Raw genomic sequence first — 20,234 nt, 5'->3', positions numbered from 1 at the left:
TACATGAGCATATTTGAAAATTTAAGTAATTCTGCAGATAAAGGTACAGAAGCAAGTAAAGAGCTTGTTTCTAAATCTTATGAGTATTCAAAGTTAAAAGCGTTTCAAATAACTACCCTATCTATTAGCATGCTTGCTAAATTATTGATAATAGGCACTGTCCTATCTCTAGGATTTATTTTTATTGCTTTTTCTGGTGCAATTGCACTAGGTACACATCTTCAAAATATGGCTCTAGGATATTTAGCAGTAGGTTCAGGTACGCTCATCTTTGCATTTTTACTATATCTTTTTAGAAAATCTTTTGATAAGAAAATTATTGCTAAAATATCAGAAATATTCTTTAAATAACCAGCCTAAAGAACAATAGAAATGACAAAAGTATATCGCAGTTTTGATGAGATAGATAGAGATTTAAAAAAATTATCATTAGAAAGACAAATAGCTCTAGAAGAATTAAAAAGTGTTAAGAGCGATTTCGAACAAACCTTACGACCTATCAATATGTTAACGAGTGCTTTTCAGTTTGTGAGCAAGTACGGTATTTTACTATTGATAAAAAAATTATTTAGATAAGCGTATTATATCTAAATGAACTTGATAATGGTTGGTTTTAAGCCCTGATATTCATCATGAATGTTAGGGCTTTTATTTGTAAAATTTAATTTTGAAAAATAGTGAAGTCATAAGTTCAAAATTGTAAGTTGAAGCTGCTGTCTAGTAGGTAGGCTTGTTTTAGTATCTAGCGAAATTTTGGACTGAATACCTCTATGCTCTACGTCGAAATGTTAAAAGGACATTCCTTTTTGATATCTCGATAGCGCTGCTTTGAAATTGTTCATTCGTAAAATCCGTTTTAAAAATAGTGAATGGGTAAAACTAAAAGTATTGAATCAATTTGATTCTTAAATAGGGTCTCATAAATATACTTTTCGATCTCATTTTTTTTAATAACAATGGTCTTAACGTTTAGCAGTTATAGCGTGTAGAATATTTTATAATAGTATACGATTGTTTTTCGATGAGTTCAGAAATACATTTTGATGTTTACGACTTTATAAAGTGAAATTGGTGGTAGTTACTCTATTCTAAATTACAGAATAAAATAGTACTTTTAATGCAGCAGATATTTGCGCATATATTATTAATACACCTTATTTTAGTATTTAAAATTGTACTGTTTTAGCGTTGTATATTTTAAGAATATACCAACGTTTTTTTCTTAAACTGATTTGGAGTAATTCCATATTTTTCTCTAAAAATCTTTGAAAAATAACTTCTACTACTAAAGCCGATACTATATACAACTTGAGATACATTTAAATCTGTAGTTTTTAATAGATCTCTTGCAGATTCTAAACGAACATGACGTATGTATTCTGTAACCGTTCTTTTGTATAAAAACTTAAAACCATCTTGTAGTTTTGCCTGCGTTAAGCCAGACTTTAAAGAAAGTTTATGCAGTGTATAGTCTTTTGCTGGGTTTTTTAAGATTTGATTACCAAATTTACGAACAATTTTTAGTTCACTTTTTACAAGTGATGTTGGCAGGGCAATACCTTTTAAAAGCCGGTTATGTTGTTGAATATGTAATGATAACATTTCGTACACACGTGCTTCTATCTTTAGAATACGCAACATTCCTTTACTTTTAATCGCTTTTAATCCTATAATTAGATCTGCCATTTTTAGATTTAGAGTACCGTAATTAGCAAATCTATGATCGTGATCTGTATCTACAAAAACCTCATATAATTTTTCATTTAAGGTAGATACATTTGTGGTTCTTTTTTTTAGAAACTTTTTTCTAACTATTTGAATGATATTTATTTCTAAAGGTTCACCTTTAAAGAAGTGAATATGATTATGACCGCCAGTTTTATTCGTAAAAATTAAAGATTGAAATTGCTCTACTAATTTTTCTTTATTATCAACGCCAAATCGATGTGTTAAAGAGCCAAGTGAAGGATAAATAAACCGAATCGGGTTAAATACATCGTGTGCTTTAATTTTTATAATAGTTTCTTTGTGAAAGGTAATCTCTAAATCTAATAAGTTTACACCCCAATCAAAAGGGATAAATCTAATCTTTCCAGCGGCATTTTCATTATCAATAACTAATGTGCATTCGCCCCAATGTTCTTCTATAGAGCCACCTATAGCATCTTTAATTTGTTCTAAAGTGTCGTTTGGGCTATCAGCAATTATTTCAAATTCTATCATGAGAAAACACTATTTCAACAAAAAAAATTATATATGTGAGTATAAAAAAGTATAAAGATAAATTAATTTTCTAATTTTTTGTTTGATGCCTTGAAACTATTTCAAGATTTCAAAAGAATTTATGACTTTTAAAAAAGGAAAGTACCAAAAGAATACAACGAATTTTTAAGAGTACAGGATTTGGAGGAGAGTGTTTCGGTATGTGAGAGATTATTTAGAAGTTCTGTAGAAGTTTCTAAAAAAAAAGAAGAGAGAGAGACTTCTAAAAAGAAATTGCGAATTATTATTTTGTGAAAAAGAAAAAGCATCCAAATGTTGGATGCTTTTTTAATATATTTTGAAAAGTAGTTATTCTTGTGTTTCTAGAATTTCTTTAACGTTTTTATCGTTTTCAATATGTACAGAAACAATTTTCCCAGCTTTTTCGGCTTTAGCTTCAATCTCTTTTATAGATCCTTTAAATTTTTCAACATTTGTGCTAACTTCATAGCCGTTTAATTTCTCTGAAGTTACAATTGTTGCCATTGCTAAAGCACCCGTTGTTTTTTGAATCGTTACGGTTACTTCTTTTTGAGTGTTATTATGAGAAGAAATCTCATCTGCATGCCCCCCCAAAATAGGTGCAATAACCAAACCAATTAAACACGTAAGTTTAATTAAAATATTCATAGATGGACCAGAAGTATCTTTAAAAGGATCTCCAACAGTATCGCCAGTTACAGCAGCTTTATGTGCTTCAGAACCTTTGTAGGTCATAACGCCGTTAATTTCTACACCTGCTTCAAAAGATTTTTTAGCATTGTCCCAAGCGCCACCTGCGTTGTTTTGAAAAATTGCCCAAAGTACACCAGAAACAGTAACACCGGCCATATAACCACCTAACATTTCTGCAACTAACATATTATTTTCTTGATACGCTAATTTACCCACTAATACAACGAGTATCGGGAAACCTATGGTTAAAAGTCCTGGTAACATCATTTCTTTTAAAGATGCTTTTGTAGAAATAGCAACACATTTATCATATTCAGGTTTGCCAGTTCCTTCCATAATACCCGGAATTTCTTTAAACTGTCTTACGACTTCATTCACCATTTCCATGGCAGCTTTACCAACAGCATTCATTGCTAATGCAGAAAATACAACCGGTACCATACCGCCCACAAATAACATGGCTAAAACTGGTGCTTTAAAAATATTAATTCCGTCAATTCCCGTAAAAGTTACATACGCAGCAAATAAAGCTAAAGAAGTTAAGGCTGCAGATGCAATCGCAAAACCTTTACCTGTTGCAGCTGTTGTGTTACCAACAGCATCTAAAATATCTGTTCTTTCTCTAACAATTGGGTCTTGTTCACTCATTTCAGCAATACCACCGGCATTATCAGCAATAGGTCCAAAAGCATCAATTGCTAACTGCATTGCAGTTGTTGCCATCATTGCAGAAGCCGCTAAAGCAACTCCGTAAAATCCTGCTAAAGCATAAGAAGACCAGATTGCAGCAGCAAATAATAAAACAGAAGAAAATGTAGAAATCATCCCTGTTGCTAAACCAGCAATAATGTTGGTTCCTGCTCCGGTACTAGATTGTTGTACAATTTTTAAAATTGGTTTCGAACCTAATCCTGTATAGTATTCAGTAAATGCTGAAATTCCTGCACCCACAACCAAACCAACCAAACAAGCATAAAATACTCTGATTGATGAAATATCTTGAAGACCTTCACCAAAGAAATCCATTTGCATGGTTTCTGGCAACATCCAAATAACTAAACCATAACATGCAGCAGCCACCATTGCGATAGATGCCCAGTTACCGATATTTAATGCTTTTTGAACGTCTGCTTCTTTTGCGTCGTTCGATGAAATTTTCACTAATAATGTTCCGATTAAAGATATAATAATTCCTACACCTGCAATAGACATTGGTAGTAAAATTGGGCCAATACCGCCAAAAGCATCTTGAATTGATCCTCCCATATCTTTAATAACATAGTTTCCTAAAACCATGGCAGCTAAAACGGTTGCTACATAAGAACCAAATAAATCGGCTCCCATACCTGCAACATCACCCACATTATCACCTACATTATCAGCAATTGTTGCTGGGTTTCTTGGGTCATCTTCCGGAATATCTGCTTGTACTTTACCCGCTAAATCAGCACCAACATCAGCGGCTTTGGTATAAATACCACCACCAACTCTGGCAAATAATGCAATAGATTCTGCTCCTAAAGAGAAACCGGCTAATGCTTCTAAAACAATCGTCATATCTGTAGTGTTCGTCCATTCACTTCCCATAAAAAGATGAAAGAATATAATAAAGAAAAGGGTTAAACCTAAAACTGCCAAACCAGCAACACCAAGCCCCATAACAGTACCACCACCAAAAGAAACTTTTAAAGCATTTGGTAAACTTGTTTTTGCAGCTTGTGTAGTTCTAACATTTGTTTTTGTAGCAATTTTCATTCCCATGTTTCCTGCATAAGCAGAAAAGATAGCCCCTATAATAAAGGCAACTACTATTAAATACGTACTATCCATATAAAAAGCAATTGAGGCTAAAACAATACTTGCTCCTACTACAAAAAATGCGAGTAATCTATATTCAGCTTTTAAGAAAGCTAAAGCCCCTTCATAAATGTGGTCAGAAATTTCTTTCATTTTTCCGTCACCTGCATCTTGTTTCATTACCCAGCCCTTTTTAATTACCATATAGATAAGGCCTAAAATTGCCATCACTATTGGCATATAAATCATCATTGATTCCATAAATATTATTGATTTGATTAGTTTAAAACGGTGGTAAATGTAATAAAATCAAATAGAAATAAAAAACCCCTTAAAAAGTTAATTTTAAGAGGTTGATAGTATAAGAGTGTGAATTTTGCTAAATCTTGAATTTATTCGTCTTTTTATAGTCACTTTCGTGATATCTCTTCACTGATTTTTGATAAATATCTAAAGCTTCTGTCGCATCTCCCCAGCCGCCAACATCAACTTTTTTCTTTTCTAAATCTTTGTAAACTTTAAAAAAGTGCTCAATTTCTTTTAGCCTGTGAGGATTTAAATCAAAAATATCTTTATGACCATTCCAGATAGGATCTGAAACAGGCACACAAATAATTTTTTCGTCAGGTCCTTTTTCATCGGTCATATGAAAAACGCCAATTGGTTTTACTTCCATAACACACATAGGAAACGTTGGTTCATGACCTAAAACTAAAACATCTAAAGGATCATCGTCTAGTGCTAACGTTTCTGGAACAAAGCCATAATCGGCAGGATACATCATTGAAGAAAATAGCATTCTATCAAAACGAATTTTATGCAGGTCAAAATCGTATTCGTATTTATTTCTACTGCCTTTGGGTATTTCTATTAAAACATCAAATGTAGTTTCGTCTTTTGTTATCATATGTCTATTTTTTTAAATCAATATTGTAGCGCGAAAATAATAAATTAATGAGTGTTCCAGATACTAATTTTCGCAAACCTTTTATCTAACTGGCTATAAAACTTTTTTTAATTATAAAATCCTTTTTGAAGTTCATCAAAAAGGATTTTGTAATAAAAGTATGTTATTTTTATTTGATGTATAAAACTTCTTTTACAGCTTTTACAACATCTTTATAATTCGGAATCCATTTTTCTAATAATACTGGAGAATATGGAGCAGGTGTATCTGCGGTTGTAATTCTCTTTATAGGCGCATCTAAATAATCAAATGCCTGATCTTGTATTCTATAGGTAATTTCTGAAGCAACACTTGCAAAAGGCCAAGCCTCTTCTAAAACTACTAATCTATTTGTTTTTTTAACAGATTTTAAAATGGCATCATGATCCATAGGGCGTACTGTTCTTAAGTCGATAATTTCAATAGAAATTCCTTCTTTTTCTAATTCTTCAGCCGCTTTGTACGCTTCTTTTATAATCTTACCAAAAGAGACCACAGTAACATCTGTACCTTCTCTTTTAATTTCTGCAACACCAATTGGTATGATATATTCCCCTTCAGGAATTTCCATTTTATCACCATACATCTGTTCAGATTCCATAAAAATTACGGGATCATCATCTCTAATAGCAGCCTTTAGAAGACCTTTTGCATCATAAGGATTTGATGGTACAATTACTTTTAAACCAGGAGTGTTTGCAAACCAGTTTTCAAAAGCTTGTGAGTGGGTTGCGCCTAATTGACCTGCAGAAGCCGTTGGGCCTCTAAACACAATAGGACAGTTAAACTGACCTCCAGACATTTGTCTTATTTTTGCTGCGTTGTTTATGATTTGATCAATACCAACCAAAGAAAAGTTAAACGTCATATATTCTACAATTGGTCTGTTACCATTCATGGCAGAACCAATTGCAATACCAGCAAAACCTAATTCGGCAATAGGAGTGTCAATCACTCTTTTAGCGCCAAATTCTTCTAGCATTCCTTTACTAGCTTTGTAAGCACCATTATATTCGGCAACTTCTTCACCCATTAAATACACGCTTTCATCCCTGCGCATTTCTTCACTCATTGCTTCGCAAATTGCTTCTCTGAATTGAACTGTTTTCATCTAGATTTTCGTTGTAAAATTGTTGACCACAAAAGTAAGGAAATATTTGCCAATTTTTTTAGTTCCAATTTAGAATCTAACACTTTTATGATACAATTAGTACGCAATCGTTTTCGAAATTGTTAAATAAAATAAAAAATACTATGCATGCATAGTATTTTTTAAAAAAAAGACGTAATTTTGTATTCAATAATAGATTAAAAAACTAGAATTATGAAAATATTGGTATGTATTAGTAATGTGCCTGATACCACTTCAAAAATAAATTTTACAGAGAACGATACAAAGTTTGATACAAACGGCGTACAGTTCGTTATAAATCCTTACGACGAATTTAGCCTTACCAGAGCAATGTGGTTTAAGGAAAAGCAAGGAGCTAGTGTAACTGTTGTGAATGTTGGTACGGCTAGTTCTGAACCAACATTGCGAAAAGCTTTAGCAATTGGCGCAGATGACGCAATTCGCATAAATATGGAAGCTGTTGATGGTTTATCAGTAGCAAAGCAATTAGCAGAAGTTGTAAAAAGCGGAGGATACGATTTAGTTTTAGCAGGGAGAGAGTCTATTGATTATAACGGAGGTATGGTGCCTGGAATGTTAGCTTCTTTGGTAGATTTTAACTTTGTAAATGGTTGTGTGGCTATGGAGGTTGATGGAACAGCTGTTTCATTATCAAGAGAAATTGATGGTGGAAATGAAGTTTTAACGACTTCTTTACCTTTAGTAGTTGCGGGTCAAAAAGGAATTGTAGAAGAAAAAGATTTACGCATACCTAATATGCGTGGAATTATGATGGCGCGTAAAAAACCATTAAAGGTTGTTGAGCCTGTTGCTTTAGAAAACGCAACATCAACACAATCATTTGAAAAGCCTGCGCCAAAAGGAGCCGTAAAGTTAGTAGACGCAGATAATATAGATGAGTTAATTAACTTGTTGCACAACGAAGCGAAGGTCATTTAATTTTTGATAAAAAATTAAAGCATGCAGAACTTGGTTCAGTGTTTTTTTAAAGAGAAAAAGAAATAATAATAAGATCCTGAATCAAGTTTAGGACAAAAAATAATTTTGTTAGTATAGTATTGCTAACAATTAAAAACTTAAGATATATGTCAGTTTTAGTTTTTGCCAATTCAACAAACGGAAAATTTAAGAAAAATGCTTTTGAAGTAGTTTCTTACGGAAAAAAAGTAGCAGAGCAACTCGATAGTAACCTAGTTGTTTTAACAATAAATGCAGATAGTACAGAAGCTTTGTATACATACGGAGCGGACAGAGTATTGGCAGTAAAGAATGATGCATTTACTACTTTTAATGCAAAAGCAATGGCTTCTGTTCTTAAGCAAGTAGCAGATGCTCAAGCTTCAAAGGTAGTAATTTTAGATTCTAGTATCGATACCTTGCACCTTGCACCCATATTAGCAGTTGCATTAGATGCTGGTTATGCTTCAAATGTTGTAGCGTTGCCAACATCTGTAAGTCCTTTTACAGTAAAAAGAAAGGCGTTTTCTAACAAAGCATTTAGCCACACAGTAATTTCTACGGAAAACAAAATAATTGGTGTTGCTCAAAACTCTTACGGAGTTTTTGAGAATCCGGTAACAGGAACCACAGAAAATTTTGATGCAACAGTTGCAGAATCTGGCGTAAAATCAGAAAAGTTAGAAAGAATTACGGGTAAAGTAACTATTGCAGATGCAGAGGTAGTTGTTTCTGCAGGTAGAGGATTAAAAGGACCAGAAAACTGGGGAATGATTGAAGAGTTAGCAGGTGTTTTAGGCGCTGCAACGGCATGTTCTAAACCAGTATCCGATTTAGGATGGCGTCCTCACGGAGAACATGTTGGGCAAACAGGAAAGCCTGTTGCGACGAACTTGTATATCGCTATCGGAATTTCTGGAGCAATCCAACATTTAGCAGGTATTAATGCATCAAAAGTAAAAGTAGTCATCAATACAGATCCAGAAGCACCTTTCTTTAAAGCAGCAGATTATGGTATTGTGGGTGATGCTTTTGAGGTGGTACCAAAATTAATAGAGAAGCTAAAAGCTTTTAAGCAAGCTTAATTCAAATATTCAAACATGATTTTTACATGAAAACCTATTGGTATAATTGCTAATAGGTTTTTTCTTTTTGTAAAAACTGATGAAATAAAAGTTATCAATCTATTATTTTTATTAAATTGTGCCTTTAAAAAGAAGTACAAAAATAGATGAGTTTATCAGAGCAATAATGTTTGCTGAACTAGATTCAGTATTGAAATAATTTTTCAATTACAGGTTATTTTACATTGTTCATAAGAATCTTATTCAATTATAAATATTTACGTTTTTTGTAGCATAATATATGAGTTTAATAAAATTAACGATTAAAGGTATTTCTTACAGTCAAACTCAAAGCGGTGCTTATGCATTGGTTTTAAGTGAGATAGAAGGATCAAGAACCTTGCCTATTATTATCGGAGCTTTTGAAGCACAATCTATCGCCATCGCTTTAGAAGCAGAAATAAGACCTCCAAGACCACTAACACACGATTTATTTAAGACTTTTTCTGATGCTTTTGATATCAATGTTAAAGAGGTAATCATTCATAAATTAGTAGATGGTGTTTTCTTTTCTAGCTTAATTTGTGAAAGAGAAGGCAAAGAAGAAGTTTTAGATACAAGAACTTCTGACGCTATTGCGATAGCAGTTCGTTTTGATGCGCCTATTTATACCTATGAAAATATTTTAGATAAAGCAGGTATTTACCTAAAGGTTGATGAAGAAATGGCATTAGAAACTAATTTTGAGTCTAAAGAAGTTTCTGTAGATGTTAAAAATACTGCGGTAAAAGACAGCAGTAATTTTTCTAGTCTTTCTTTAAAAGAACTGCACAATCAACTAAATAATGCTGTGGATAATGAAAATTATGAACTTGCAGCCAAAATAAGAGACGAAATAAGTAAGCGTTCTTAAAATTACATTTTATCATGAAAAAAACACTTGTTCTCGTTTTCTGTTTTTTATCCATTTCAATTTTCTCTCAAAGCCCAGAAGTAGTTTCCACTTTAACAAAAATTACACCAAGTCAAGGATTTTCTCTCACTAGTTTATGGAGAGGGGTTTTAGGAATGTTCGCATTGCTATTAATTGCTTTTTTATTTAGCAGCAACCGAAAAGCTATTGATTGGAAAAAAGTAGGAATTGGTTTAGCGTTGCAATTATTAATAGCAATTGGTGTTTTAAAAGTAAAATTTATTCAAAAGATTTTTGAATTTATTGGCAAGATTTTTATCGAAATACTAGAATATACAAAGGCAGGTAGTGAGTTTTTATTTGCCGGTATGGTTGGCGATATGAATAAATTTGGATACATTTTTGCGTTTCAAGTATTGCCTACAATCATTTTCTTTTCTGCGTTAACATCTTTGTTATTTTACTTAGGCATTATTCAAAGAATTGTAAAAATATTAGCCATTGGTTTGTCTAAATTTTTAGGTATATCTGGAATGGAAAGTTTATCTGTTGCAGGAAATATTTTCTTGGGGCAAACTGAAGCGCCTTTGCTAATCAAAGCGTATTTAGAGAAAATGAATAAGTCAGAAATGTTATTGGTGATGATTGGCGGAATGGCCACTGTAGCCGGTGCAGTTTTGGCAGCGTATATAGGTTTTTTAGGTGGTGGAGATAAGGAGTTAGAACTCGTTTTTGCAAAACATTTATTAGCAGCTTCTGTAATGGCAGCTCCTGGTGCAATTGTAATTTCTAAAATGTTGTATCCGCAAACAGAAGAGGTAAATACAGATGTTAAGGTCTCTCAAGAAAAAATAGGCTCTAATATTTTAGACGCTATTGCCAACGGAACAACAGAAGGTTTGCGTTTGGCGGTAAATGTAGGCGCAATGCTATTAGTTTTTGTGGCGGTAATTGCCATGATCAACGGTATTTTAGGTTGGGTTGGTGATGTAACAACATTAAACTCTTGGATGGCAGCAAATACTGCCTATGAAGCATTTTCTTTAGAAGCAATTTTAGGATATATTTTTGCGCCTTTAATGTGGTTAATTGGTGTTGCATCTGAAGATATGGCTTTAATGGGGCAGCTATTAGGCATAAAGTTAGCTGCAAGTGAATTTGTTGGTTACATACAATTAGCAGAACTAAAAGACGTAGAGAGTGCTCTACATTTATCCTATAATAAATCGATTATTATGGCAACTTATATGTTATGCGGATTTGCAAATTTTGCATCTATAGGAATTCAAATTGGTGGCATTGGTTCTTTAGCGCCAGGACAAAGAAAAGTTTTATCAGAATTCGGAATGAAAGCATTATTAGGAGGAACATTGGCTTCTTTAATGTCGGCAACAATTGCAGGAATGATTATAGGATAGAAGAAGTTTTTGCCGTTTAATTCCCCCCAAAAGGGGGAAATTAAACGGCTTTATTCAGTATTTAAAAGCAATAGTTAACAACCTATGGACAACATTTATATTTTAATAATAAAAAAGAATTTATCATTCTTTAATTTTACAAACAATTATTAACACAAGAGTTTCTTCCCTTTAGGAAGCGTAAGTTTGGTTATATGAAACAATACCACGATTTAGTAAAACACGTTTTAGAAAACGGAAATGAAAAAGGAGACCGAACCGGCACCGGAACAAAAAGTGTTTTTGGCTATCAAATGCGTTTTGATTTAACTGACGGATTTCCGATGGTTACCACTAAAAAATTGCATTTAAAGTCTATTGTGCATGAACTACTTTGGTTTATAAAAGGTGACACAAATATTAACTATTTGCAAGAGAACGGGGTAAAAATATGGAATTCTTGGGCTGATGAAAATGGCGACCTCGGGCCTGTTTATGGGCATCAATGGCGAAATTGGAACAGCGATGAAGTAGATCAATTAAAAGAAGTTATTGATACTTTAAAGAAAAATCCTAATTCGAGAAGAATGTTGGTTTCTGCTTGGAATCCTTCTGTATTGCCAGATACTAGTATTTCTTTTTCTGATAATGTTGCAAACGGAAAAGCAGCGTTACCTCCTTGTCATGCATTTTTTCAGTTTTACGTTTCAGAAGGCAAATTATCGTGTCAATTATACCAAAGAAGTGCAGATATATTTTTGGGCGTTCCTTTTAATATTGCGTCTTATGCATTATTTACCATGATGATTGCACAAGTTTGTGGTTATGAAGCAGGCGAGTTTATTCATACTTTTGGAGATGCTCACATTTATAACAATCATGTAGAACAATTAGAATTACAATTATCTAGAGACTTTAGACCCTTACCAAAAATGAAAATAAATTCGGCTATAAAAGACATCGAAGCGTTTACTTTTAATGATTTTGAGTTATTAGATTACAATCCACATCCTCATATAAAAGGGGCAGTTGCCGTTTAACGAATTTTAAAATAACATGAAAAGAGCTTTCAAATTCATTTGAAAGCTCTTTTCATATCCTGTAACTATTTTTATTATAAACTTAAAACGCTGTTTTCAGCGCCAGCATAATCGCTCCATTTAAAAGCGTCTGCTTCTTTTTCGTTTATATATGCGCCATCAACCAAATATCTGAATTCATGAGAAACACCAGATTCTAAATCAATAGTGCCTTTAAAAGATCCGTTTTTTAATTTTTTAAGCGGTGTCGCTGCATCATCCCATTCATTAAAAGTCCCAATAACGGAAACACTACTTGCCTCTTCAGCTGGTAAAATAAAAGTTACTTTACACACTGGTTTACTTTTTAAAAATTGTTTTTTAATCGCCATAAGTATCAAATTAAATGATGTAGTAAAAGTATACAAGAAGATTGTTTCTACAAACAATAATTTATAAAGAGATAAAAAATTATGAGTTCTGCAATTTGAACTTATCAAATTTTAATAATTCAAAATAAAAGCAGACCTAAATTGTTATATTTTTAAAAAAAGCACCTTTTCTTTTTGTCTGATTTTCAGTAATTTTAGGTCGAAAACGGTTTCGTTAGCAATCAAATTTTTATCAAAATTGGCAAAAAACGTTAAATCTCAAAACATTTATAGTAATTTTACATAAAATTGAAGGCACGATGATTACAATTATAGCAGCAATTGCACAAAATAATGCATTAGGGAAAGACAATGATTTAATTTGGCATATACCTGCAGATTTAAAACGTTTTAAAAAGCTAACAACAGGCCATTATATTTTAATGGGTAGAAATACTTTCGAATCTATCGGCAGGCCACTGCCAAACAGAACCACAGTAATTATTACTAGAAATGAAAACTATGTTAAAGACGGGTGTTTAATTGCCAATAGTTTAGAGCAAGCGCTAGAAATAGCAAAAGAAGAAGCACACGTTTTTATCATTGGTGGTGCCCAGGTGTATAAAAACGCTATAGAAATTGATGCGGCAGATGTGTTAGATCTTACTTTAGTGCATCAAGAGTTTGATGCGGATGTTTTTTTTCCTGAAATAAATTTAAAGGTATGGAAAGAAGTTGCTAGAGAAGATTTTGAAGCCGATGAAAAAAATAAATTGGCGTACAGTTTTGTTCGCTATGAAAAAATTGCTAATTAATTCTATTTCTCTGAAATCCGCCGCCTAAATTCATTTCATATTTATTTTGTGCGAACAAAAAATAATTAAATAGTTTGTAGTTTACTTCATATCCGTAGTCTACATTTTGCTGGTAATCGATGATATTTTCATAGATTATAGGGCTGTATTGCCCAAGGTTTAGGGCTCTCATATTCCAGGTGGTTACCCAAACCCTATTTCTAGTTTCTAGATAGTTTTGCGAATAAAACCCTTCTGGTTGCGCTATACTGTTTAAAAAAGCAGTAAAGCCAATATCAATAATTGTAATTTCATAGGCTAGACTATCATTGGCAATTACAACAGGTTCTTCTTTGTCGCCATTTTTTTTAATGAGAGACGTAGATCCACATGCCCAAAAAAAGATGCCAAAAGTTAAAAGTACAAGTATTTGTTTTAAAAGTTTCATAGTATATAAAGGTATAAAATTTATATAAGTTTTTTCCTGTTTAGGAATAAATATTTTATTTTCATTTAAGATTCTACAAAAATAAGGCCGTAATTAAGAGTATAAAACTTAAAATGAGGGTACACATAGCCCGAGTGAATAAACGAATGTTTAAAATCTTAAATTATTTTGAAATACAGCGCTTTTTAATTCTTTTAATATTAATTTTAAACCTTAAAATATTTTAGATGAAGTATAAAATAGTTGCATTACTGGTTTTGTGTATCTCTTTTTCTTGCACCGAAAAAAGAATAGAAAAGAATAGCTATTCAATTTTAAAAGAGCAAGATAGAGCTTCTTTAAAAGACGAAATTTTAGAAGATAGGTTTAAAAATTTGTTACCAAAATTAATGGATCAATCAAATATTGATATGTGGCTGTTAATATCTAGAGAATACAACGAAGACCCCGTTTTAAAAACGATGTTGCCGGCAACTTGGTTAAATGCAAGAAGAAGAACCATCATTGTTTTTTATAGAAATAAAGAAAAAAACACAGTAGAAAGATTGGCGGTTGCTAGATATGATATTGGTAAAAATATACAATCTGCTTGGGATAAAGAAAAAGAACCAGAGCAATGGAAAGCGTTAGTAGACATTATCAAAGAAAGAAATCCTGATAAAATAGGCATCAATTTTTCTAAATATTTTGCTTTGGCAGATGGTTTGGTAAAAACTGATTATGACGAATTAACAGAAAATTTGCCAGAAGCACTGAGCTCTAAATTAGTTTCTGCAGAAAAATTAGCGATTGCTTGGATTGAAACAAGAACCGAAAAAGAGCTTGCTTTGTTTAAAGATTTAGTAAAAATTACACATGATATCATTGATGATACGTTTTCTGAAAATAGCATTATTCCGGGTAAAACAACGACAGAAGATCTGGTTTGGTCTTTAAGACAAAAAGTAACCGATTTGGGATTAGAAACTTGGTTTCATCCAACGGTAGATGTACAAAGAAATAAGGAAGCCTTAAAATCTCATATTGAATCTTTTTCGAAAGGTAAAGATGAAAAAACAATTTTAAAAGGAGATTTATTGCATTGCGATTTCGGAATTACATATATCGGTTTAAATACAGACTGCCAGCAGCATGCCTATGTTTTAAAGGAGGATGAAAATGAAGTTCCTGTTTTTTTAAAAGATGCTTTTCAAAAGGGAAATAGAGTACAAGATATTTTAACAAGCAATATGAAAGCGGGCAAAACCGGAAATGAAATTCTAGCAAAATCTTTATCCGAAGGAAAAAACGAAGGATTATTGCCTTCTATCTATACACATCCTTTAGGAAAATACGGTCATAGCGCAGGTACCACTATCGGAATGTGGGATTCTCAAGAGGGTGTTCCTTTTAATGGCGATTATCCGTTGCAAAAAAATACGGCGTACGCAATTGAGTTAAATACCACTGTTTTTATCAAAGAATGGAACAAGGATATTAGAATTATGTTAGAAGAAGCTGGTTTTTTTGGTGATGGCACTTTTGAATACGTTAATGAAAGACAAACTGCCATTAAACCTATAAAAATAAGGTAGATGAAACAGCGATGCTTTTGGGTAACTGACAGTAAATTATATCAAGAATATCACGATACCGAATGGGGAATTCCTGTTTATGATGATGCTACTTTATTTGAGTTTTTAGTGTTAGAAACTTTTCAAGCAGGGGTTAGTTGGAGTACAATTCTGAATAAAAGAGAAAATTTTAGAAAAGCATTCGATGCGTTCGATTATCAGAAAATAGCAACCTATCCAGAAAGTAAGTTTACTGAATTGATGCAAGATGCGGGTATTATCAGAAATAAATTAAAGATTAGAAGTGCCATTTCTAACGCACAATTATTTATTGAGATTCAGAAAGAGTTTGGCTCCTTTTCTAATTTTGTTTGGGGTTATGTAAATAAGAAGCCTATTGTAAATGAATTTCAAACAAAAGCAGTAGTGCCAGCAACTACAGAAATTTCTGATAAACTGTCTAAAGATTTAAAAAAACGCGGTTTTAAGTTTACGGGCTCTACAGTGATGTATGCGTATATGCAGGCAGTTGGTATGGTAAATGATCATACAATAGATTGCTTTAAACATAAAAATTAATGAAAATTTTAAGTGTACCTAAAGAAGATTTAAAGCAGATTATATCTATATTTAATAGAGAAGTTGGGCGATTTGTATTCTTCGTTTTTGTGTTATTTTTTGATAGCATCTATTTTTCTAAACACGTTTCTGATTCGCAAATATGGATTAATATTTTAATGCTAGCGGGCTTCTTTAAAATGTATTTTAGGTCGATACCAAGAGTAAAAGAACTTATGATTTACGCGGTTATTTTAGGTTTTGTCGGAGAGTATTTGTTTTCTAGAGGATTAAGCATGTACACGTATCGATTAGAAAACGTGCCGTTGTACGTGCCTATTGGTCATGCAGCTCTATATGGCAGAATTTTTATGTTTAGCAAAGCGTCTATTGTTAGAAAATACAATAAGGCAATAGAACAGTTATTTGCCATTGCGATAGCAGTTTTTGCTATTATTTATTTGGTTTTTTTTACTGATGTCTTTGGTTTTGTAATGACTTTTTGTGTATTTCTATTACTATTAAAAAGACCAAAAGACAGATTGTTTTTTTATTCGATGTACATTTTAGTGGCTATTTTAGAAATAGGAGGAACAGCCTTTGGTTGCTGGAAATGGCCAAGTATAGGTTTTGAGGTTTTTGAATTTTTGCCAAGTAATAATCCGCCAAGTGGTATCAGTTTGTTTTACTTTTTATTAGATCTTGGTTGCTTTTTTATCTACACACAAAGACATAAACTAGCTTGGTTTCGCCTAAAAAATATTCGTAAAAATCAATCGTAAAATTGTATATTTATACATCTATCATAATTAAAAATAAAAATAAAATGAAAATTAAACAGATACTTTACATGTTTTCGGTAGCTATATTATTAGCTTCTTGTGCTGCTGAAAACAAGAAAGAAACAACCAAAGAAGTAAGTGAATTTAATTATTTTGTAGAGCAATTTGCAGATATTAAAGTGCTGCGCTACCAAATACCCGGTTTTGAAGAACTTACTTTAAAAGAAAAAAAGCTTGTTTATTATTTAACACAAGCGGGTTTGTCTGGCAGAGATATTATGTGGGATCAAAATTACCGTTATAATTTAAGTGTTAGAAAGGGGTTAGAAAATATCAACCAAAATTATAAGGGAGATAAAGAAAGCGCCGATTTTAAACTATTTAAAACCTATTTAAAAAGAGTTTGGTTTTCTAACGGAATTCATCATCATTATTCAAATGATAAGATGAAACCAGCATTCTCTAAAGAGTATTTTATAAATGATTTATTAAAAAACTCTAATACGCAAATACCTTCAGAAGTTATCGAGGTTATTTTTAATGACGCAGATGCTAAAAAAGTAAATAAAAAATCTGGAGTTGATACTATTCTGTCATCAGCAATTAATTTTTATGCACCAGATATTACAGATAAAGAGGTGGTTGACTTTTATGAAACAGCGTATAAAGGTCCGGAAGGTATGCCAATAGAAGCAGGTTTAAACTCTAAATTGGTGAGAGAAAATGGGCAGCTTGTAGAAAAAGTATGGAAATCTGGCGGAATGTATGGTACCGCAATCGATGCGATTATCGGTTGGTTAGAAAAAGCAAAAGGAGTTGCAGAAAACGAAAAACAGGCAAATGCTTTAGGTCTGTTAATTGAGTATTATAAAACAGGAAGCCTTGATACTTGGGACACTTATTGTATTGCTTGGGCAACTTCTATTGAAGGGAATATAGATTGGATCAACGGTTTTATAGAGGTGTATAACGACCCTAAAGGCTATAGAGGTTCTTATGAAACGATTGTGCAAATTAAAGATTTTGATATGTCTCGTAAAATGAAAGTTTTAGCAGAGAATGCACAATGGTTTGAAGACAATGCTCCTTTAGACCCAACACATAAAAAGGAGAATGTTGTAGGGGTTTCTTACAAAACGGTAAATGTTGCTGGTGAGGCAGGAGATGCATCGCCAAGCACACCTATCGGCGTAAATTTACCCAATAATAATTGGATTCGTCAACAACATGGTTCTAAATCGGTTTCTTTAGGCAACATCATTGGCGCTTATAATAATGCAGGTGGCACGGGTCGTTTAAAAGAATTTGCACACGATGAAGAGGAAATTAGATTAGAACAGAAACATGGTCAAATTGCCGATAAATTACACACCGCTTTGCATGAGGTTGTTGGGCATGCATCTGGTAGAATAAATAAAGGTATTGGGCAACCTAAAGAAACCTTGCAAAATTATGCTTCTACCATGGAAGAGGGACGTGCAGATTTAGTAGGATTGTATTATTTAATGGATTCAAAATTGCAAGAATTAGGCTTAACCGATAATGTTATAGAATTGGGCATGGCGGCTTATGATGGCTATATTAGAAATGGATTGATGACGCAATTAAATCGAATTAATTTGGGTGATGATATTGAAGAAGACCATATGGTAAACCGTCAATGGGTTTCTGCTTGGGCATTTGAGCAAGGTGAAAAAGAAAATGTGATCGAAAAAATCGTAAAAGAAAATGGCAATACTTACTTTAATATTACAGATTACACCAAATTAAGAGAGATCTTTGGTAGGCTGCTGCGTGAAACACAACGCATAAAATCTGAAGGAGATTTTGAAGCTGCTAAAAATCTAGTAGAAGGATATGGCGTAAAAGTAAATCAGCAGATTCATAAAGAGGTTTTAAAGCGAAATGAACAATTTACAGAAGCTGCGTATAGTGGTTTTGTAAATCCGGTTTTAACACCAACTTTAGACGAAAATGAAACTATTTTAGAGATTGTTGTGCAACAGCCTAAAAGTTTTGAAGAGCAGATGGTGTTTTACGCAAAAAATTATAATTTTTTAGGAACAGAGAATTAAAAACTAAAAATTACATGCTTAAAAACCGATTCTGAAAAGAACCGGTTTTTTTATTTTTATCAAATGGCAAAAAAATCAAAAGATCCGGGTATTGGGCATAATTCTAGAGAAAATGCAAAAAGTGTAATTAATGCTGATGGCTCAAGCAATGTGCAGCACATCAACAGAAAAAGAAATTTAAATGACTTATATGGTTATTTTATGGGTATTTCTTGGTCACAGTTTTTTGTGCTTATTGTGCTGGTGTATACCTTTTTAAATATGATGTTTGGCTTGTTATATGTGCTGATTGGTATTGAACAAATTACAAACACCAAAGGTACTTTTTTAGAGGATTTTTTAAACGGATTTTTCTTTAGTGCACAAACATTAACAACCGTTGGTTATGGCGGAATTGTCCCAAAAGGAATTGCGGCAAACTTTATTGCTGTATTTGAGGCGATGCTAGGTTTGTTGTGTTTTTCATTTATTACCGGAATGTTGTATGGTCGTTTTTCAAAGCCTAAAGCCTATATAGCATTTAGTAAAAATCTTATTTTAAGAGACTTTAAAGATCAGAAAACAATTATGTTTCGTTTAATGAATAGCCGAAAAACAGTCATGATTGAGCCAGCGATTAAGGTAACTTTATCGATTACAGAAAAGGATGAAGAAGGCGAGTTTAAAAGGAACTTTTATGAACTAAAATTAGAAAGAAGTAATATTATGTATTTGCCTACTGTTTGGACCATTGTGCACAACATTGATACAGAAAGTCCTTTATTTGAGTATTCAAAAGAGGCTATAAAAAAGTTAAACGCACATTTATATATTGTGCTTCACTATCACGAAAAATCTTTTTCACAAGTAGTGTATCAGATTTATTCTTATAATTTCGCAGATTTAATTACCGATGTAAAATACAAACAAACAGCTAGTTTTGATGCCGAAGGTTATACTGTTTTAGATCACGAAACGTTAAGTGCAGTAGAAAAAAATGAGGTTTAATTTCTGAATAAACCTCATTTATAATTCATACAAACTAGTAAAATATTTAATCAGTTAAGAGAACGGTTGTGCAACTAGAGGACTCATTAATTGTGAATTTTCCATTGTTCCAGACTAAATTACCGTCTCTCGCAGTATATGTTTAGCTACCAGGGCTTAACGTTCTAGTGAAACTTCCAGAGCTCCCGCAGTCTGGAGAACTATCTGATATTGCAGTAATCGTTCCGCTTCCATTACTGTCTTTTATTGTAATAGATATCGGTGGTCCTTGAAAATCTGACCAAAATATTACCTGATTTGTAATGTTTGTATTAAAATCAGCATCTTCCTCTCCGCATGAGGTAAAAAATAAACTAATAAATAGTACGGTTAAAATTTTTAAAATCTTAAATTCAAGTAATAAGCGCAACATTTAGATTTGAGGTTTTGATATTAATTTTTCAAAACAGAAAAGTAGGGAATCCTACCTTTCTTGTTTTGATGGATGTTATCTTGCGGTCTCAA

At 32.6% G+C, this 20,234-nt stretch carries 20 protein-coding genes; 13 read left to right on the top strand and 7 right to left on the bottom strand.

Translation table 11 applies throughout. The features are described 5' to 3' along the window. Positions 1 to 3 precede the first annotated feature (3 nt). Together ES044_RS01935 and ES044_RS01930 are read left to right on the top strand one after the other, a co-directional pair. Positions 4 to 351, top strand: coding sequence for a hypothetical protein (locus tag ES044_RS01935; protein WP_147120013.1), 348 nt, complete (start codon positions 4 to 6; stop codon positions 349 to 351). Positions 352 to 372: 21 nt separating this feature from the next. Next, positions 373 to 576, top strand: a complete 204-nt coding sequence (locus tag ES044_RS01930; protein ID WP_147120014.1) for a hypothetical protein — start codon at positions 373 to 375, stop codon at positions 574 to 576. A 621-nt stretch (positions 577 to 1,197) separates the two neighbouring features. On the opposite strand, the gene ES044_RS01925 is transcribed toward ES044_RS01930, so the two are convergent. The 4 genes from ES044_RS01925 to ES044_RS01910 form a co-directional block, all read right to left on the bottom strand. Next, positions 1,198 to 2,223, bottom strand: a complete 1,026-nt coding sequence (locus ES044_RS01925) for a helix-turn-helix transcriptional regulator (protein WP_147120015.1) — start codon at positions 2,221 to 2,223, stop codon at positions 1,198 to 1,200. A gap of 348 nt (positions 2,224 to 2,571) precedes the next feature. Next, the gene (locus tag ES044_RS01920; RefSeq protein ID WP_147120016.1) at positions 2,572 to 4,995 is read right to left on the bottom strand and encodes a sodium-translocating pyrophosphatase; all 2,424 of its coding nucleotides are present in this window, start codon (positions 4,993 to 4,995) and stop codon (positions 2,572 to 2,574) included. 118 nt (positions 4,996 to 5,113) lie between these two features. Next, positions 5,114 to 5,641, bottom strand: coding sequence for an inorganic diphosphatase (locus ES044_RS01915; RefSeq protein ID WP_147120017.1), 528 nt, complete (start codon positions 5,639 to 5,641; stop codon positions 5,114 to 5,116). Positions 5,642 to 5,810: 169 nt separating this feature from the next. Beyond that, the gene (locus tag ES044_RS01910) at positions 5,811 to 6,791 is read right to left on the bottom strand and encodes a pyruvate dehydrogenase complex E1 component subunit beta (protein WP_147120018.1); all 981 of its coding nucleotides are present in this window, start codon (positions 6,789 to 6,791) and stop codon (positions 5,811 to 5,813) included. Between the two features lie 213 nt (positions 6,792 to 7,004). Here ES044_RS01910 and ES044_RS01905 point away from each other — a divergent pair, with 213 nt between their 5' ends. From ES044_RS01905 to ES044_RS01885, 5 genes are all read left to right on the top strand, one after another. Beyond that, positions 7,005 to 7,751 carry an electron transfer flavoprotein subunit beta/FixA family protein gene (locus tag ES044_RS01905; protein WP_147120019.1) on the top strand — a complete coding sequence of 249 codons (747 nt, stop codon included), beginning with the start codon at positions 7,005 to 7,007 and terminating at the stop codon, positions 7,749 to 7,751. 146 nt (positions 7,752 to 7,897) lie between these two features. Next, on the top strand, positions 7,898 to 8,854 hold the full coding sequence (locus ES044_RS01900) for an electron transfer flavoprotein subunit alpha/FixB family protein (RefSeq protein WP_147120020.1): 957 nt from the start codon (positions 7,898 to 7,900) through the stop codon (positions 8,852 to 8,854). A gap of 280 nt (positions 8,855 to 9,134) precedes the next feature. Further along, positions 9,135 to 9,746 carry a bifunctional nuclease family protein gene (locus ES044_RS01895; protein WP_147120021.1) on the top strand — a complete coding sequence of 204 codons (612 nt, stop codon included), beginning with the start codon at positions 9,135 to 9,137 and terminating at the stop codon, positions 9,744 to 9,746. A gap of 14 nt (positions 9,747 to 9,760) precedes the next feature. Then, on the top strand, positions 9,761 to 11,164 hold the full coding sequence (locus tag ES044_RS01890) for a NupC/NupG family nucleoside CNT transporter (protein WP_147120022.1): 1,404 nt from the start codon (positions 9,761 to 9,763) through the stop codon (positions 11,162 to 11,164). Positions 11,165 to 11,358: 194 nt separating this feature from the next. Next, positions 11,359 to 12,183, top strand: a complete 825-nt coding sequence (locus tag ES044_RS01885; protein ID WP_147120023.1) for a thymidylate synthase — start codon at positions 11,359 to 11,361, stop codon at positions 12,181 to 12,183. Between the two features lie 74 nt (positions 12,184 to 12,257). On the opposite strand, the gene ES044_RS01880 is transcribed toward ES044_RS01885, so the two are convergent. Next, complete coding sequence (locus tag ES044_RS01880; RefSeq protein WP_147120024.1) at positions 12,258 to 12,554, bottom strand: isoamylase early set domain-containing protein; 297 nt, start codon at positions 12,552 to 12,554, stop codon at positions 12,258 to 12,260. Positions 12,555 to 12,853: 299 nt separating this feature from the next. Here ES044_RS01880 and ES044_RS01875 point away from each other — a divergent pair, with 299 nt between their 5' ends. Further along, positions 12,854 to 13,348 carry a dihydrofolate reductase gene (locus ES044_RS01875; protein WP_147120025.1) on the top strand — a complete coding sequence of 165 codons (495 nt, stop codon included), beginning with the start codon at positions 12,854 to 12,856 and terminating at the stop codon, positions 13,346 to 13,348. On the opposite strand, the gene ES044_RS01870 is transcribed toward ES044_RS01875, so the two are convergent. Next, complete coding sequence (locus ES044_RS01870; protein WP_147120026.1) at positions 13,341 to 13,775, bottom strand: DUF6146 family protein; 435 nt, start codon at positions 13,773 to 13,775, stop codon at positions 13,341 to 13,343. The genes ES044_RS01875 and ES044_RS01870 overlap by 8 nt on opposite strands. Positions 13,776 to 14,002: 227 nt before the next feature. Here ES044_RS01870 and ES044_RS01865 point away from each other — a divergent pair, with 227 nt between their 5' ends. The 5 genes from ES044_RS01865 to ES044_RS01845 all read left to right on the top strand — a co-directional run bounded on the left by ES044_RS01865 (position 14,003) and on the right by ES044_RS01845 (position 19,730). Continuing rightward, a complete protein-coding gene (locus ES044_RS01865) occupies positions 14,003 to 15,349 on the top strand; it encodes a M24 family metallopeptidase (protein WP_147120027.1) in 1,347 nt (448 codons plus the stop codon). Further along, a complete protein-coding gene (locus ES044_RS01860) occupies positions 15,350 to 15,907 on the top strand; it encodes a DNA-3-methyladenine glycosylase I (protein WP_147120028.1) in 558 nt (185 codons plus the stop codon). Continuing rightward, complete coding sequence (locus tag ES044_RS01855; protein WP_147120029.1) at positions 15,907 to 16,668, top strand: hypothetical protein; 762 nt, start codon at positions 15,907 to 15,909, stop codon at positions 16,666 to 16,668. The genes ES044_RS01860 and ES044_RS01855 overlap by 1 nt, the downstream gene beginning before the upstream one ends. 44 nt (positions 16,669 to 16,712) lie before the next feature. Further along, positions 16,713 to 18,743 (top strand): dipeptidyl-peptidase 3 family protein, encoded by a 2,031-nt coding sequence (locus tag ES044_RS01850; protein WP_147120030.1) that lies wholly within the window; start codon positions 16,713 to 16,715, stop codon positions 18,741 to 18,743. Positions 18,744 to 18,806: 63 nt separating this feature from the next. Then, positions 18,807 to 19,730: an ion channel gene (locus tag ES044_RS01845; protein ID WP_147120031.1), complete on the top strand. Its 924-nt coding sequence runs from the start codon at positions 18,807 to 18,809 to the stop codon at positions 19,728 to 19,730. A 142-nt stretch (positions 19,731 to 19,872) separates the two neighbouring features. Here ES044_RS01845 and ES044_RS01840 read toward each other — a convergent pair whose 3' ends face one another. Next, positions 19,873 to 20,142, bottom strand: coding sequence for a hypothetical protein (locus ES044_RS01840; protein ID WP_147120032.1), 270 nt, complete (start codon positions 20,140 to 20,142; stop codon positions 19,873 to 19,875). Between the last annotated feature and the right edge of the window lie 92 nt (positions 20,143 to 20,234).

This window comes from Polaribacter sp. IC066 (genome assembly GCF_007997085.1).
GTDB lineage: Bacteria > Bacteroidota > Bacteroidia > Flavobacteriales > Flavobacteriaceae > Polaribacter.
This window is presented reverse-complemented; position numbering and strand designations above follow the sequence as displayed.

Bases quoted from the DNA above. Each gene is read 5' to 3' on its own strand.
- ES044_RS01935 (WP_147120013.1), top strand. From the start codon at position 4: ATGAGCATATTTGAAAATTTAAGTAATTCTGCAGATAAAGGTACAGAA.
- ES044_RS01930 (WP_147120014.1), top strand. From the start codon at position 373: ATGACAAAAGTATATCGCAGTTTTGATGAGATAGATAGAGATTTAAAA.
- ES044_RS01925 (WP_147120015.1), bottom strand. From the start codon at position 2,223: ATGATAGAATTTGAAATAATTGCTGATAGCCCAAACGACACTTTAGAA.
- ES044_RS01920 (WP_147120016.1), bottom strand. From the start codon at position 4,995: ATGGAATCAATGATGATTTATATGCCAATAGTGATGGCAATTTTAGGC.
- ES044_RS01915 (WP_147120017.1), bottom strand. From the start codon at position 5,641: ATGATAACAAAAGACGAAACTACATTTGATGTTTTAATAGAAATACCC.
- ES044_RS01910 (WP_147120018.1), bottom strand. From the start codon at position 6,791: ATGAAAACAGTTCAATTCAGAGAAGCAATTTGCGAAGCAATGAGTGAA.
- ES044_RS01905 (WP_147120019.1), top strand. From the start codon at position 7,005: ATGAAAATATTGGTATGTATTAGTAATGTGCCTGATACCACTTCAAAA.
- ES044_RS01900 (WP_147120020.1), top strand. From the start codon at position 7,898: ATGTCAGTTTTAGTTTTTGCCAATTCAACAAACGGAAAATTTAAGAAA.
- ES044_RS01895 (WP_147120021.1), top strand. From the start codon at position 9,135: ATGAGTTTAATAAAATTAACGATTAAAGGTATTTCTTACAGTCAAACT.
- ES044_RS01890 (WP_147120022.1), top strand. From the start codon at position 9,761: ATGAAAAAAACACTTGTTCTCGTTTTCTGTTTTTTATCCATTTCAATT.
- ES044_RS01885 (WP_147120023.1), top strand. From the start codon at position 11,359: ATGAAACAATACCACGATTTAGTAAAACACGTTTTAGAAAACGGAAAT.
- ES044_RS01880 (WP_147120024.1), bottom strand. From the start codon at position 12,554: ATGGCGATTAAAAAACAATTTTTAAAAAGTAAACCAGTGTGTAAAGTA.
- ES044_RS01875 (WP_147120025.1), top strand. From the start codon at position 12,854: ATGATTACAATTATAGCAGCAATTGCACAAAATAATGCATTAGGGAAA.
- ES044_RS01870 (WP_147120026.1), bottom strand. From the start codon at position 13,775: ATGAAACTTTTAAAACAAATACTTGTACTTTTAACTTTTGGCATCTTT.
- ES044_RS01865 (WP_147120027.1), top strand. From the start codon at position 14,003: ATGAAGTATAAAATAGTTGCATTACTGGTTTTGTGTATCTCTTTTTCT.
- ES044_RS01860 (WP_147120028.1), top strand. From the start codon at position 15,350: ATGAAACAGCGATGCTTTTGGGTAACTGACAGTAAATTATATCAAGAA.
- ES044_RS01855 (WP_147120029.1), top strand. From the start codon at position 15,907: ATGAAAATTTTAAGTGTACCTAAAGAAGATTTAAAGCAGATTATATCT.
- ES044_RS01850 (WP_147120030.1), top strand. From the start codon at position 16,713: ATGAAAATTAAACAGATACTTTACATGTTTTCGGTAGCTATATTATTA.
- ES044_RS01845 (WP_147120031.1), top strand. From the start codon at position 18,807: ATGGCAAAAAAATCAAAAGATCCGGGTATTGGGCATAATTCTAGAGAA.
- ES044_RS01840 (WP_147120032.1), bottom strand. From the start codon at position 20,142: ATGTTGCGCTTATTACTTGAATTTAAGATTTTAAAAATTTTAACCGTA.